This is a genomic window from Psychrobacter sp. KH172YL61, assembly GCF_007182895.1.
Lineage (GTDB): Bacteria > Pseudomonadota > Gammaproteobacteria > Pseudomonadales > Moraxellaceae > Psychrobacter > Psychrobacter pacificensis.
This window is the reverse complement of the sequence record NZ_AP019516.1, coordinates 2,203,091-2,217,456: the sequence shown is the minus strand read 5'-3', so window position 1 is coordinate 2,217,456 and position 14,366 is coordinate 2,203,091. Positions and strand designations below refer to the sequence as shown.

11 protein-coding genes, 1 tRNA gene and 3 pseudogenes are annotated in these 14,366 nt (G+C 44.8%); 7 read left to right on the top strand and 8 right to left on the bottom strand.

Annotation, left to right across the window (positions count from 1 at the left end; translation table 11 throughout):
- Nucleotides 1–97 precede the first annotated feature (97 nt).
- The 5 genes and pseudogenes from PKHYL_RS11740 to PKHYL_RS11725 form a co-directional block, all read right to left on the bottom strand.
- A complete protein-coding gene (locus PKHYL_RS11740) occupies nt 98–394 on the bottom strand; it encodes a Gp49 family protein (RefSeq protein WP_093071410.1) in 297 nt (98 codons plus the stop codon).
- A gap of 2 nt (nt 395–396) precedes the next feature.
- Complete coding sequence (gpM, locus tag PKHYL_RS11735) at nt 397–1,152, bottom strand: phage terminase small subunit (protein ID WP_240365224.1); 756 nt, start codon at nt 1,150–1,152, stop codon at nt 397–399.
- A 45-nt stretch (nt 1,153–1,197) separates the two neighbouring features.
- A complete protein-coding gene (locus PKHYL_RS17690) occupies nt 1,198–1,572 on the bottom strand; it encodes a P2 family phage major capsid protein (RefSeq protein ID WP_269778166.1) in 375 nt (124 codons plus the stop codon).
- Nucleotides 1,569–2,213 (bottom strand): annotated as a pseudogene (locus PKHYL_RS17685) (P2 family phage major capsid protein). The gene PKHYL_RS17690 and the pseudogene PKHYL_RS17685 overlap by 4 nt, the downstream one beginning before the upstream one ends.
- 54 nt (nt 2,214–2,267) lie before the next feature.
- Complete coding sequence (locus tag PKHYL_RS11725; RefSeq protein WP_240365223.1) at nt 2,268–3,104, bottom strand: GPO family capsid scaffolding protein; 837 nt, start codon at nt 3,102–3,104, stop codon at nt 2,268–2,270.
- A gap of 270 nt (nt 3,105–3,374) precedes the next feature.
- On the opposite strand from PKHYL_RS11725, the gene PKHYL_RS11720 reads away from it, so the two are divergent.
- The 3 genes from PKHYL_RS11720 to PKHYL_RS11710 are packed head-to-tail and all read left to right on the top strand — an operon-like array spanning nt 3,375 to nt 6,070.
- The gene (locus PKHYL_RS11720; RefSeq protein ID WP_240365222.1) at nt 3,375–3,494 is read left to right on the top strand and encodes a hypothetical protein; all 120 of its coding nucleotides are present in this window, start codon (nt 3,375–3,377) and stop codon (nt 3,492–3,494) included.
- A complete protein-coding gene (locus PKHYL_RS11715; RefSeq protein WP_240365221.1) occupies nt 3,478–5,064 on the top strand; it encodes a terminase large subunit domain-containing protein in 1,587 nt (528 codons plus the stop codon). The genes PKHYL_RS11720 and PKHYL_RS11715 overlap by 17 nt, the downstream gene beginning before the upstream one ends.
- Nucleotides 5,057–6,070, top strand: coding sequence for a phage portal protein (locus PKHYL_RS11710; RefSeq protein WP_240365220.1), 1,014 nt, complete (start codon nt 5,057–5,059; stop codon nt 6,068–6,070). The genes PKHYL_RS11715 and PKHYL_RS11710 overlap by 8 nt, the downstream gene beginning before the upstream one ends.
- A gap of 405 nt (nt 6,071–6,475) precedes the next feature.
- Here PKHYL_RS11710 and PKHYL_RS11705 read toward each other — a convergent pair.
- The 3 genes and pseudogenes from PKHYL_RS11705 to PKHYL_RS11695 form a co-directional block, all read right to left on the bottom strand.
- Nucleotides 6,476–6,560 (bottom strand) — tRNA-Leu (locus tag PKHYL_RS11705).
- 220 nt (nt 6,561–6,780) lie between these two features.
- Nucleotides 6,781–8,409, bottom strand: a pseudogene (locus PKHYL_RS11700) (sigma 54-interacting transcriptional regulator).
- A gap of 208 nt (nt 8,410–8,617) precedes the next feature.
- Nucleotides 8,618–9,988, bottom strand: a complete 1,371-nt coding sequence (locus PKHYL_RS11695) for a two-component system sensor histidine kinase NtrB (protein ID WP_240365219.1) — start codon at nt 9,986–9,988, stop codon at nt 8,618–8,620.
- A 135-nt stretch (nt 9,989–10,123) separates the two neighbouring features.
- On the opposite strand from PKHYL_RS11695, the gene rimO reads away from it, so the two are divergent.
- The 4 genes and pseudogenes from rimO (at nt 10,124) to uppS (ending at nt 14,329) form a co-directional block, all read left to right on the top strand.
- Nucleotides 10,124–11,719: a 30S ribosomal protein S12 methylthiotransferase RimO gene (gene rimO, locus PKHYL_RS11690; protein WP_240365218.1), complete on the top strand. Its 1,596-nt coding sequence runs from the start codon at nt 10,124–10,126 to the stop codon at nt 11,717–11,719.
- A 172-nt stretch (nt 11,720–11,891) separates the two neighbouring features.
- Nucleotides 11,892–12,617, top strand: a complete 726-nt coding sequence (gene pyrH / locus PKHYL_RS11685; protein ID WP_071003450.1) for a UMP kinase — start codon at nt 11,892–11,894, stop codon at nt 12,615–12,617.
- Nucleotides 12,618–12,745: 128 nt separating this feature from the next.
- A pseudogene (gene frr / locus PKHYL_RS11680) lies at nt 12,746–13,297 on the top strand (ribosome recycling factor).
- A gap of 273 nt (nt 13,298–13,570) precedes the next feature.
- Nucleotides 13,571–14,329: a polyprenyl diphosphate synthase gene (gene uppS, locus PKHYL_RS11675; RefSeq protein ID WP_240365217.1), complete on the top strand. Its 759-nt coding sequence runs from the start codon at nt 13,571–13,573 to the stop codon at nt 14,327–14,329.
- Nucleotides 14,330–14,366 lie beyond the last annotated feature (37 nt).

The following is a 14,366-nucleotide window of genomic DNA, read 5'->3' as shown; positions in this document are numbered from 1 at the left end:
AAATATTGATAAGAAAAATAAAATAGGGTGAGGCGGTGGTCATAATTGTCATGTGCAGTATCAACTGAATGCAGTTATGAGCCGCCTCGGCTCGCGGCTACGAGTTGTTGTCGCCTAGTAGTTCAGGCGAATCTGGATTGTTCTTGTCATGCAAAACTTTTGAAAGCCAAAGTCCGTAAGGCTCCCACATCTTGTCGAGTGCATTTTGATAAGCGATCTTTTCACCCATTGCTTGGTTATATCGAGAAGGGTCTACACAAGCGCTTTCACCTGTAAAGACGAACCCAGACTTAGTTTCAATCTGGCAGTGAGTAAGCTTTGCGCCTAGTCGAGTAAACGTAACACCATTAGGTACAATTTCAGACGTTAAAAACTCAACAGTGATAACTTGCATAATTATGATTCCTTTAGCACTTCAGGTGAATCCGACTGAATAGGCTCAATAGTAGGTGGCTCTGATACTATTTCTTGAGGTGCTTCATCTTCATGTTTGAGCTCAGCATCTTTAAGCTGTTTCTCAAGGCGTTTAATAGAGCCTTTTACACCACTATTTTCGTCAAACTTCAGCGCATTTTGAAAGTTATCTAATGCAAATACTGGATTGACAGCCTCAGTCAATTCACCGACTTGGCGTGATAGCTTTGCGCGTACCTGATCAGGCATGTCTTCCTCAGCTGTTATGGTTGATGCTCGCAATACTTGCGCGATTTGCTCATCAGTGATCTCACCACTGGCAGCCAGTTTTTTGGCAGTGTCAGCAATCTCTTCAGCGACGACAGTAGCGAGTGTACGTTGATGCGCGTCTGGCATTTTCAAATCATGCTTCATCGCGTATTCAGCGATATCAAGCGCACGCTCAAAGCTACCGATATCGATATGCCAAAGCATAAGCGTGGTCAATAGATTGTCTTGATCGCCTTTACCGGCTGTTAAAGTTGCATTGATCCATTCGTCATAATGACCAACCAATTCGCGCTTTAGCTCAATTTTGGCTTGGATAGATTGCTTAGACTTTAACGCCTGCTTATCTTCGCGTAGTTTCAACTGTAATAAGCGATACACAGCATTTGGTCCCGCTGCGATATTGGTCACTTCTTTTTGTGCCAGCGCGGCTTGACGATGACGCTGCGCTGGGGTCATGCTGTCGCTCATAATTCCCATCCTTCGTTAATTTTCATCCGTCCCATCCTTCTGTCATTAGACAAGCTCAACATTTTCAATCAAGCAGCCAGCTTTGTAGTTTTCAACCACATACGCTTCATTGTCTGATTCGTAAAAGGCGACGCGATCATATTCAGGCTCGTCTTTGTGGTTACGGCGACGGCTGCCTTCTTGATAGTAAATAGACAGGTTGTCGAGTGGGGTGATCAAGATAGCGTCAGATGGAAAGTTTGGTGGCGTTGGCTCAATCGTAATGCCACCCACTTTATCCAGCATCAGCAATGAGTTGACAGCAATGACTTCGCTTGGCGTGTTGTTGTCATTGACCATATTGAAATCGCGGCTTTGTTTTAAATCACGACCCAGGATAACGCGCAAGTCACTATCATCACGGACGATAGGGTCAATCAAGTTATCGACGCTATCTTTACCAAAGCATCGAGATTCTTATAGTTTGTTGCGCCAGAACCGACGGTGACTTTACCAGTACCAACTTCTGATTCAGTCATTACAGATTCAGGGGCATTATCGCGGTATTTTTGCAACCAGCCGATATTGACATCTTGCAACAACGGATTGACATCAATGTCAGTATCAGCGGCGACATGAGTGCCGTTAAAACCGACAGTGATACGATCGAGCGCTTGCTGTTTTAGTACCGCGTCACGAATTTTCTCTTGGAACTTTGGATCACGCGCCCAACTGTCTAGCTTGTTGTAAGGGATAGCAGTATCAAAGTCTGTCTTTTCACATACATAAGTGTAAATAGGGCCCACTTCACCAACGTTTTTCGGTTCACGGCGCTTACCGTTTTTGGTGTTGGTACGGCTTGCGATACCGCCACTAATACCAAGCCCAAGCGCTTCACCTTTTGATCGGTAACAGGGATGACGTTAATCTTTTCAAAAACTCGCTTGATTCTTGAACTCGGGTTTCAACTTTTGCTGTACTGATGGCTCGACCGTGTATTGCTCGGTAGCGCTTGGTACGCCATTTAGCTCTGCTTGATTTGCAAGATAGCCGTTAAATTGCTGACGGGTAGTATTTTTCATATTGGGGAAGTCCTAATGTATTAGTAGTCAGTTATGTATTGCTATTAGGTAGTATTAGCAGTCAGATTTGACGTAATCAGATGAGCCGGTTGCAGCTGGACGCTGGGTATAATTGTCTTCAGGTGTATTATCAAGATTGTCTTGCACGCTCTTCAAAGACGTTTCAACTTCGTTTTGCTTTTCAGCAAAATCAGATACCGTCGTGTTTAAATGCCCAACAGAGGCGTTGATCGTGTCAATAGAGCTTGCCATTGTTTGCAGGACATCTTGGAAGCTTTTGATGGTTGCCGGTAGTTCAGCAAAAGCTTGTGCGGTGGCCAGCTCTTTATCTTTGTCTGTTTTAGGTGTGACAGGTGCGGCAAACATATCTTTGACGGTTGCAAAGACTGATTTTGGTTCATCTTTATATTCCCAAGCGCTTTCGGCAGTGGAAATGTAAGTGTCAGGGTTTTGTTTGCGAGCAGATAAAGGGCTTTCATCTGGATGCTGTTGGCAAAACTTCATATAGCTGGTGCCAAGCGAGGCAGGGCTATCGGTACAAGCTAAACCAACCATATAGGCTTCTTTGGTATCAGCAAATTCTGGATAGAACTCAATAGAGAAATAAACCTTTTGCTTCGACTTGGCGAGCGCGATCAATTCAGGCGTTGGATCAACTTCTGCCAATAGATATAAATGATCATCAACTTCTTCAGTCGATAGCGATATCACATCGCCATAACAGCGAAAGTCAGAATTTGGGAACATTGCACGGTAATGTTCTAAATTTACCCGTGCACCGTATACTTCTGGATTATAGCTGGCGGCCATTTGAGTTATCTGTTCGCGAGTGATTTCACGGCCGTCCGTAGTTTGGCCAGCGCGTGCAACTCGAAAAGTTTTGGTAGTCATAGACGGTCCATGAGTTAGATAAAAGGGAAGTCATTTTTAAAGCTTTACTTTGACCTATTGCGATATGCAAAAACAAAACAAAAAAGCGTGGATTGAGCAAATACACGCAAAACAAGCATGATATAGAGAGGCTGATAAACCAAAGTAGCGTCATACCCTTATGAGCTGCGTTAATGTCTGCCCTTATCACCCCTACCGACTGGAGAGAACCCCAAAACCGTTGCCCGTGGTCTCTATTGGCAAGGTTGGAGTATTAGCGCGATTGCAGAAATGGTTAGTACACCGCGCACGACCGTAGATGGATGGAAAAAATCAGACGGTTGGGATGAAGCAAAGCCTCTAGATCGAGGTAGAGTCCACGCTCGAAGCGCGATTGGTACAGCTGATTAACAAAGACGATAAGACTGGTAAAGACTTCAAAGAGATTGACCTGCTTGGTCGTCAAGTAGAGAGAATGGCCAAGATCCATAAATATAAAGAGTCTGGCAAACAGTCGGATCTCAATCCCAACCTATCCAACCGTGGGCGCAAAGCAGGACAAAAAAACCCTTCAAACGTCATACAGATAGATGATATCGATAAATTCAAAGACTCATTCCGTGATTGCCTGTTTGATTATCAAAAAGTCTGGTACAGCGCAGGTCTCACTAATCGTATCCGTAACCTATTAAAATCACGCCAAATTGGCGCAACTTGGTATTTCGCACGCGAGGCATTTCTTGATGCCATTGAGACTGGCCGTAATCAAATATTTTTATCCGCATCCAAGGCGCAAGCGCGTGTATTCCGCGAATACATCATTGCATGGGCGATGGAAACGGCAGGGATCGAGCTGACTGGCGATCCAATTACACTCAACATCGAAGGCCCAGAAAAGGACTACAGCGCAAGCCTGTATTTTTTAGGTACAAACAGCCGTACCGCGCAGTCGTATCACGGCAACGTATATATGGACGAATATTTTTGGATTCATAAGTTTATTGAATTCAGAAAAGTTGCATCAGGTATGGCCATGCACAAAAAATGGCGTCAGACATACATATCAACGCCATCATCCAAGCAACATCAAGCCTATAAATTTTGGACTGGCCAACTGTATAACCGTGGGCGTAAGGGCGATGACCGGATTGAGATTGATGTCACCCCGCATAATCTAAAAAACGGCAAGTTGTGCGGTGACAAACAATGGCGGCAAGTCGTCAATGTTTATGACGCTATGAACGGTGGTTGTGACCTGTTCGACATTGATGACTTGCGGATGGAATACAGCGAGGACGAGTTCAACAACTTGCTGATGTGTGAATTTATTGATGACACGTTATCCGCTTTTAGTGTCAGCGAACTACAGTCATGCATGGTCGATACGTTAGAGATATGGGATGACTGGAAGCCTTATACGCCAAGGCCACTTGGTAATCAGCCAGTATGGCTTGGCTATGATCCGTCATTGAGCCGTGATAGCGCTGGACTTGTGATATTAGCAGCACCAAGTACACCAAACGGCATGATACGCGGCATTGAGCGTTTGCAGTTTAAAAACCCAGACTTCGAAGCACAAGCAAACGTCATCAGAGAAATGACAGAAAAGTATAACGTTGAATATATAGCGATTGACGTGACTGGTCTTGGTATTGGTGTCTATCAGTCGGTCATTAAGTTTTATCCGCAAGCTGTCAAGCTGCATTACAGCCCAGAGTTGAAGCAGCAATTTGTCCTAAAGACAAAGGACGTTATCAAAAAAGGCCGCTTAACTTTTGACCACGAATGGACGGATGTAGTAGGCGCGTTTACTTCGATACACAAAACAATCACTAGCAGCGAAAAAGCGGTCACTTATAAAGCCGATCGCAATGAAGATACTGGCCATGCGGATCTAGCATGGGCATTAATGCACATAGAGAGCCTTTGGCAATTGCTCAAGGTGAAGACGAATCCGCACTGGAGATATTTGAATGAATGAAACAGAAAATCATGCAGTGGTAGAAATGCCGGGCATGGAGGCTTTTACCTTCGGCGATCCCATCCCAGTGATGGAACAATGGCAAACTTTATACTGGGGCGAATGTCATAATCATCAACTGTGGTATGCACCGCCGTACGACCCAGATGCTTTGTCTAAGACAATGAGAGCATCGCCACATCATAGTAGTGCTATCTTTGTTAAGCGCAATATCTTGGCCAGTACTTTTATACCGCATCCTCTACTATCACATCGTGATTTCAGTAAGCTTGCACTAGATCATTTGACGTTTGGCAACGCATACGTTGAGCGAGTACAGTCACGATCAAAAAAAACTATGAAGCTAAACGTGCCATTGGGTAAATACATGCGCGTCGGCGTCAATGGTGACAAATATTATTTTGCCACGCACAGCTGGGCAGAGCCACATGAATATAAAGCAGAAAACATCTGCCATATAATTGAGCCTGATGTTAATCAAGAAGTATACGGCGCACCTGAATATTTGTCCGCATTGAATGCAGCATGGCTTGATGAGTCAGCGACGTTATTCAGACGTAAGTATTACTTGAATGGTAGTCATGCGGGGTACATCTTATACATCAATGATCCAGCAACAAACAAAGAAGACATTGATGCAATCCGTAAAGCTTTGAAAGATAGCAAAGGCCCTGGTAACTTTCGTAACCTATTCATGTATTCGCCCAACGGTAAAAAGGACGGAATCCAAATCTTACCGATCAGTGAAGTCAGTGCCAATGATGACTTCTTTAAAATCAAAGAAGCGAGTCGAATAGATATTGCAGCTGCTCATCGAGTACCACCTCAACTGATGGGAGCGTCACCGACCAATGCGGCGGGCTTTGGTGATCTAATCAAAGCGGCCAGAGTTTTCGCAGTCAATGAGCTTATGCCCCTACAACAGACCATGCTACAGATTAATGATTGGCTAGGTGAAGAAGTCATCAGATTCAAAGACTACTCGCTACTCAAAGATGAAGATTAAATAACCAATTTTAAGATCAATATATCCGCTCTAAATCGAGCGGATTTTTTTAGCTTTCAAAAACGCAATCGAAGCCCGCCTCGCCCACGATAAAAAAACATGGTTTTCGACGACCATGACGATCATGGCGGTGGCTTTGCCGTAACTAGGGAAAGGGCAGATAACCAGCTGTTTGAAATGACGAGATATGACGGATATTTATACTCAATCCCACGCTAAAATATCTGGGATGTAGAAGTTAAGGCGCTGTACGTGAATAAAAACAAGGTTTGCGGGTGATAGGTCAGTTCTGTGCAATCCCACGATCTATCCCATCGTGGGATTAGACTCAAATTGCAGACATAAAAAAACCTGCTCGAAAGCAGGTCTAGTATAGGTTTGAGAACTTTTATCACTATCCGAAAATGGTGGGGCTGGAGAGACTCGAACTCTCACACCTTGCGGCGCCAGAACCTAAATCTGGTGCGTCTACCAATTCCGCCACAGCCCCATTTTCCGTTACTCTATCATCAAAAGCGATTAAGTTCAAACGCTATCTAGACAGTTAACTGATTCGGTAGTGCGTCTCAGTGGTTGGCTATTATATAGAGTTTGAATTTCTGGTCAACCCCTATTTGCGATTATTTTTAGTTATTTTGCATTTATTTTCACGTATTTTTATAAATAATTGATATTAATGGCTTTTTTAATATTGCGTTTTAAGCCTTTATTTACTCCTTGGATGGCACTCTGGGTGCAGAGATATCTAACTGCTGTAATTTACGGGTCAGGGTATTGCGACCCCAACCAAGTAAACTTGCTGCCTCTATCTTTGCCACCACTATGGTTGAGTGCTGCTGTTAGCAAGACCCGCTCAAACTCAGGCGTGGCCGTTTGTAGAATATCAGTTTCGCCTGTATTGAGAGACTGCTCAGCCCAGATAGCAAGAGCTTTTTGCCAATTTGGACTGGCAGGAGTGTGACTTGATTATTTTGGCTGTAATTATTTAAGTCGTCTTTATTTTGCAGTTGAGGGTTTTCTGCATTTGCTTGTGGTGACGAGTCGTGTTCTTGGTCTAGCTCTGAGTCTAGAGGCGTGTTTTCTAATAGCTCTGGTGGCAAGTCTGTGGCCATCACGGTGTCGCCCGTGGCCATCACTGTCAGCCATAGGCAGACATTCTCAAGTTGACGCACATTGCCGCGCCAGTCAAAGGTCTGCATCATCTGTAAGGCCGCAGGATGCAAATGTTTCGGTGTTGTGTTCATTTGCTCAGCTGCCGACTGCATAAAGTAGGTCGCTAATGCAGGAATGTCTTCGGGGCGTTTACGCAGTGGTGGCAGCGGTAGACGAATGACATTGAGACGATAAAACAAATCTTCACGGAAACGATTTTGTTTGACTAATTCTTCTAAGTTCTGGTGAGTGGCGGCGATGATACGGACATCTACTTGGATCGGCTGCTGTCCACCAACGCGATAAAACTCGCCATTGGCCAGTACGCGTAACAGACGTGTTTGGGTACTAAAGGGCATGTCGCCAATTTCGTCCAAAAATAACGTACCGCCATTAGCCTGCTCAAAACGTCCTTGACGAGTTGTCGTTGCACCAGTGAACGCGCCTTTTCGTGACCAAATAATTCAGACTCAATCAAATCATGTGGTATGGCTGCCATATTAAGTGCGATAAATGGTTGCTGTTTGCGCGGTGAGTGCTGATGCAAGGCACTGGCAACCAACTCTTTACCTGTTCCTGACTCTCCAGTAATTAAGACCGAGATGGGGGACTGCGCCAATCTACCAATGGCACGAAACACGGTTTGCATGGCTTGTGACTGACCGATGATACCGCTCGGATTGCTATTAGCTTTAGAGGCAGTTGTCACCTCAGCTTTATTTTTGCTGTGTTTAGAGTTTGTACTGGTAGGTGCTTCAGGTGTTATATCACTGTCGGCGCGCGCGTCAGTCGCGATATGGGTATCAGATTCGTTCGAATAATGAGCTAACGCCATATTTGGCTGGTAGTTGATCGCTTTATAGATAGTGGCAACAGCATCATCTAGGTCAAAGGGCTTTGGCAAGTATTCAAACGCACCGGTCTGATAGCTATTAATCGCAGAGGTGAGGGTCTGAGTGCGCTGTCATAATGACAATCGGCATGTCCGGAAAGTGCTGGTGTACCCAGTCACTAAATGACAATCCATCCATCATTGGCATACGAATATCAGTCAATATTACGTCTGGCAGCTGTGTGGCTGATTCTTGCTGTTTTAGCGCATCATTGAGCCGAGTCCATGCTGCCTGCGCTTGGGTAAAACTGATAACGGTCAATCCAGCATCTTCAAACGTATCGGCCAATACCATACGCAGCGCTGCATCATCGTCGATTAACCAGAGCGTTGCAGGCTGATCGCTGGGTGCATTATTGACGGTGACTATTGGAGAGTGTGCATCGCTTTTAGGGTTTTGGTTGTCACTGTATTGGGTCATGTATCGGGCCTAATGAGCAATTGTTATTGTCGGTTTGGGATTGGATGTCTTACAATTTAGCAGTTTTATGCCGCCATGTGTTCTATGATTCAGTGACGGGCTGGGTAAAAGGCAGATATAGTGTAAAGCGTGTTTGCTTGCCGTTCGCCTCCTCTGTAGAGCTCACATCAATCATACCATGATGATGGCTGATAATATCTTGTACGATAGATAAGCCAAGGCCAGTACCTGCTGCACGGCTGGTCACCATCGGAAAAAATATTTGTCCGATAAGTGCCGGATCAATGCCCGAACCATTGTCAGTGATAGTGATTTGCAGCACTTGCTTGTGCTGCTGCCCAACAATCGTATGCTGAAAGGCAACGCGCGTTTGAATGTGCAAGGTTGGCTGATAAGCAGTCTCTCTATCGGTCTGCACATCGGTTAATGGTAACTCCTTAGACGCAGAGAGCTTGTTCTGCTGTAGCGTTTGCTCAAACTCAGTCATAGACTCACACGCATTATTCATAATATTTAAAAATACCTGAATCAATTGGTCTTTGTCAGCACACAACTCAGGCAATGACAAATCATAATCCCTCTGTATCGTCACTTGTGGGTATTGACTGACTACCAAGGTCAAAACATGCTCTAGTGGTTCATGGACATTCAGCGTTTGCCAGTTTGGCAGCTGATTTGAGCCAAGCAGTTGAGCAATCAGATGTGTCAAACGGTCAGTTTCTGAGATGATAATATCGGTATAGTTGCGCAGTTTTTGATTCATCTTATGTAAATCATCGTTTGTGCCAGCGCTAGTGTCCTGTGAGATGCTGAGCGCGTTAGAGTGACTGTTAGCCGCCGTCGTATTCGCATCACTGAATTTAATAAACTGTCGCTGTAATAACTGCGCTGCACCCCGAATGCCCGCAAGTGGGTTTTTGATTTCATGCGCGACCGACCGTAGCATGTGACGAGCAACCGCATATTGCTGCTGCTGGCGCTGCTCCTCTGAGATGCGACTTTGGCGGTCTTTGCCCCACATCTCGATAATAAAATACGACTGCTGCTCGTAGATAACAGGCGTCACGCTATAATCGACTGAGAGTATTAAGTTGCCATTCAAAGGCGTTTGGATGACATGATCATGGTCAATAAAAGGCTGTTGGTAGTTTTGTGCTTGATTGAACCGCTCTGTCAAAGAGTAGAGGGGTTCATCCAGAGGTTTGTTTTCACTATCATCACTGACATTGTCGATAGAAGCATTTTCTTTTAGTTTTAATTCATCGGGTGCCAATAGCGTCAAGATAGACTGGTTAATTAACCTCCCACTACTAATAGCCAGTAATTGCTCCGCTTGAGCATTTAAACGGGTTATCGATAACTGATCATTGACCCACAAAATAGCGGTGAATAGATGCTGTGATACGAATGCTAAATCAGGGTTGGTTTTGGTGGTGATAAAATCAGCAGTCATGGATATTGCCCAGAAAAATAGGATATTTGAATCAATATTTAACCATAAATCAAGACTATAGAGCGGCAAAACTGGTGATTTTTGCAAAAAAAACGTACAATGCGCTCAGCCAATTTATCTCTAGCAAGGTCAGCCATGTCCAAAACTTCTACCGAGTCAGTGAACACGACAACGACAGCCCCTACGTCAGCCGTAAAAGACACTGCCACTATCTTTAATCCTGCAAAGCCATCAATACCGCAAGAGCAGAGTCAGACAGATGTCAGTCAAACACATACTGACCAGCCTTATCATCATAAAGCCAACCACAATCAAAACCGCAGCATTACTCAAAGCAGCCACGCTACTTCAGCCTCGACGGCTAATGCAACTGCCACGATGCCAGTGAGTGCAGCGCCAAAAATTGGGTTTGTGTCACTAGGTTGCCCCAAGGCCTTGGTGGATAGTGAGCGTATCATCACTGAGCTGAGCCGTGATGGCTATCAAGTTGCAAGCGACTATGACGGTGCAGATTTGGTCGTGGTCAACACCTGCGGTTTTATTGAGTCAGCGGTGCAAGAGTCGCTTGATGCGATTGGCGAGGCCATTAGTCAAAACGGCAAAGTAATTGTCACAGGCTGTCTGGGCAAAGAAGCGGAAAAAATCCGTGAGATGCATCCCGCTGTACTCGCAGTGACAGGCGCGCATGCCTATGATGAAGTGATTACAGCCGTTGCACAGCACGTGCCAAAGCCAAATCGCAGCTTGGATGCCAATTACGACCCAAAAATAGACTTGATCAATGAAGCGGGGGTCAAACTGACGCCCAGTCATTATGCGTATCTAAAAATCTCAGAAGGCTGTAACCACCGCTGTACGTTCTGTATTATCCCAAGTTTGCGCGGTGATCTCGTGTCGCGCCCGATTGATAATGTCATGAACGAAGCCATGGCGCTCAAAAAAGCGGGCGTGAAAGAGTTGCTTATCATCTCGCAAGACACCTCAGCCTATGGGCTGGACCTCAAATATAAGACCAGCTTTTGGAATGGCATGCCGCTCAAGTCTAAGTTTTATGATTTATGCCAAGCCTTGAATGATCTAGGCATTTGGGTGCGTCTGCATTATGTTTATCCATACCCACATGTAGACAAAGTCGTCGAGCTGATGGGCGAAAAGAAACTGCTGCCTTATCTCGATATTCCGTTTCAGCATGCCAGTCATCGTATTCTAAAAGCAATGAAACGCCCTGCGCACAGCGAAAATACCTTGGCTCGTATCAAAGCATGGCGTGATATCTGCCCTGATATCGTGATTCGCTCAACTTTCGTAGTTGGCTTCCCAGGCGAGACTGAAGAAGATTTTCAGTGCTTGCTTGATTGGCTGGTCGAGGCGCGACTTGACCGCGTGGGGGCATTTACGTATTCAGAAGTAGAAGGTGCTGTCGCCAATGATTTGCCAAGCCATGTGCCTGAAGACGTCAAGCAATCTCGCTACGAGCGTTTGATGGCGCTGCAACAAGAGATCTCAGCGCAAAAACTACAAGAAAAAGTCGGCAAAACCTTAATGGTATTGGTTGATGAGATTGATAGTGATGAGAATATCGCTATTTGCCGCAGTTATGCTGATGCGCCTGAAATTGACGGGCATGTCTATGTTGATGACATTACTGCTCAAGTCAAAGTTGGGCAGTTCCTGACCGTGACGATTGATGATGCCAGCGAATATGATCTATTTGCCAGTTATCAAGGTTAAGTGTTCGACAAGATATACGAGTGAAAATTGCCCAATAGCGGGCAGTTTTTGCTACAATTAGCGCAATTTAGCCTGTTTAATACGCTTGTCTTTAAGTGCAGCGTTACGGGCAAACCTGATTTGTGTTTTACCCATAATTTTCTTTATAATTTCATGATAATAAGGTGACCTCATGTCTGACAAAAACCCGCGTTACGCCCGTATCTTGCTAAAACTCTCTGGTGAAGCCTTGGCTGGTAGCAAAGACATGGGTATTGATACCGAAGTGCTCGATAAAATGAGCCTGTCTATCGCTCATTTGCGTGGACTAGGTGTTCAGGTTGGTATCGTGGTTGGCGGTGGCAACTTATATCGCGGCGCACAATTACAAAAAGAAGGTTTGGTTGGCCGTGTGACGGGTGATCAGATGGGTATGCTAGCCACTGTCATGAATGGTCTGGCGATGCGTGATGCGCTTGAGCGTCGTAATATCAAAACGCGTTTGATGTCTGCATTGCCAATTGGTGAGGTCACCGAAAGCTATAGCAGTCGTAATGCGATTCGCTATCTCAAAAATGGTGAAGTGTGTATCTTTGTTGCTGGAACAGGCAACCCATTCTTCACCACTGATACGGCTGCTTGTTTGCGTGGTATCGAGATTGAAGCCGGCTTGATTTTGAAAGCGACTAAGGTTGATGGCGTTTATGACAAAGACCCAAGCCTCCATACTGATGCCAAAAAATACGACGGGCTCACCTTTGATGAAGTGTTAGAGCAGAAACTTGGCGTGATGGATTTGACGGCTATCGCGCTATGCCGCGAGCATAACGTACCGCTACAAGTGTTTGATATGACCAAACCTAATGCATTGCTAAATGTCATCATGGGTGAAAACGAAGGCACACGCGTTTTTCATTAATTAATTCCCTGAATTGATGTAGCGTTGATCGGTCACTTCAGAGAGTGGCTAATAACAAAAAGTAGCTAATAACAAATATCCCAATAGCAAATAAAAAATTTGTCGATAGCGATAAATAAGGACACACAATGATTAAAGAGATTAAGCAAGACGGCGAAGCACGCATGCAAAAAACGTTGGAAGCGCTTGAGAGCACTTTCAGTAAAGTTCGCACTGGACGTGCACACCAGGTATGTTGTCAGGCGTGATGGTCAGCTACTACGGTGCACCAACCCCCTAAACCAAGTCGCCAGCGTGAACGTTGAAGACTCACGTACGTTATTGGTTCAACCGTTTGACCGTACGATGGTACAAGCAGTAGACAAAGCCATTCGCGAAGCAGATTTGGGCCTAAACCCAATGACAGCGGATGTGATTCGTGTGCCCATGCCAGCGTTGACCGAAGACACCCGACGCGATATGCAAAAACTTGCTCGCGGAGAAGCAGAGAGCAGCCGTGTGTCTATCCGTAATATTCGCCGTGATATGATGAATGACATCAAAGATCTAGCAAAGAGAAAGAAATCTCAGAAGATGATGAGCGCCGTGCTAACGATGACATCCAAAAAATCACTGACAAGTACATTGAAACTATCGATAGCCGCCTCAGCAAAAAAGAAAGCGATTTGATGGAAGTTTAATACTGATCCATTTGGTATTTATAGCAAGAATCAATTCGGTAGATTATCTGTAATTTAGCAGCCAATACCTTGTAGTTATTGGCTGTTTATTATGACATGGATAATATGATTTATTAATGTGAGTGCAGTTTACTGATATTTCTCAAATATATTGTAAGCTATAAAAATTTTGATCGCTAAATTATGATAAATTTGTGAATTATTTACATGGCGCTTTTAATCGCCACTGCACACGTTATTATTATTTTACCTTAACAATAAGCAAGTTTGCCTATGTCCACTTCAGCCGTTACGGCTCCTAACATTCTTCCTCGTCATATCGCTATTATCATGGATGGTAATAACAGATATGGCAAAGCCAATAACCTGGGTAAAGGTCAAGGTCACATAGCTGGTAAAACTGCTTTAGACCCTATCGTAGAATATTGTGTCGAGACCGGTATTGAAGTACTGACTGTTTTTGCTTTCTCTAGCGAAAATTGGCAGCGACCACCTAGTGAAGTTGCACTATTAATGCAGTTGTTGGCATCGACCATTGATGAGCAAATGCCGCGTATGAAAAAATACTGTATTCGCTTACGTTTTATCGGTGATCGCAGTCAGCTTAGTGAAAAATTACAAGCGTTAATGGCGGATGCCGAAGCAGAAACTGCAAGCTTTGATGCCATGACATTAGTCATTGCGATTAGCTACGGTGGACAATGGGATATTGCTCATGCAGCAAAACAGCTGGCACAACAAGTGCAGGCAGGTGAGTTGAGGGCTGAAGATATTAGTGCAGAAATGCTCGGTGAGCAAGTACAACTGGCAGACGCTCCAGCAGTAGACATGCTGGTTCGTACCGGTGGTGATTATCGAATATCGAATTTTTTATTATGGCAAGCGGCCTATGCAGAGTTGTTTTTCACGCCAACTTTATGGCCAGATTTTGTTCCAGAAGAGCTGGCTTCGATGATGGCTGAGTTTGCACAGCGTCAACGCCGTTTTGGTAAAACCAGCGAGCAGGTAGGGATAGAGCAGCATAGTCGCTGATGCAATAGTAGCCATAAAAATTCAGACAGTATTCTCT

What these genes read in the sequence shown, in the direction of transcription:
- PKHYL_RS11740 (WP_093071410.1), bottom strand. Translation starts at nt 394, where the DNA reads ATGCAAGTTATCACTGTTGAGTTTTTAACGTCTGAAATTGTACCTAAT.
- gpM (WP_240365224.1), bottom strand. Translation starts at nt 1,152, where the DNA reads ATGAGCGACAGCATGACCCCAGCGCAGCGTCATCGTCAAGCCGCGCTG.
- PKHYL_RS11725 (WP_240365223.1), bottom strand. Translation starts at nt 3,104, where the DNA reads ATGACTACCAAAACTTTTCGAGTTGCACGCGCTGGCCAAACTACGGAC.
- PKHYL_RS11720 (WP_240365222.1), top strand. Translation starts at nt 3,375, where the DNA reads ATGGTTAGTACACCGCGCACGACCGTAGATGGATGGAAAAAATCAGAC.
- PKHYL_RS11710 (WP_240365220.1), top strand. Translation starts at nt 5,057, where the DNA reads ATGAATGAAACAGAAAATCATGCAGTGGTAGAAATGCCGGGCATGGAG.
- PKHYL_RS11695 (WP_240365219.1), bottom strand. Translation starts at nt 9,988, where the DNA reads ATGACTGCTGATTTTATCACCACCAAAACCAACCCTGATTTAGCATTC.
- rimO (WP_240365218.1), top strand. Translation starts at nt 10,124, where the DNA reads ATGTCCAAAACTTCTACCGAGTCAGTGAACACGACAACGACAGCCCCT.
- pyrH (WP_071003450.1), top strand. Translation starts at nt 11,892, where the DNA reads ATGTCTGACAAAAACCCGCGTTACGCCCGTATCTTGCTAAAACTCTCT.
- uppS (WP_240365217.1), top strand. Translation starts at nt 13,571, where the DNA reads ATGTCCACTTCAGCCGTTACGGCTCCTAACATTCTTCCTCGTCATATC.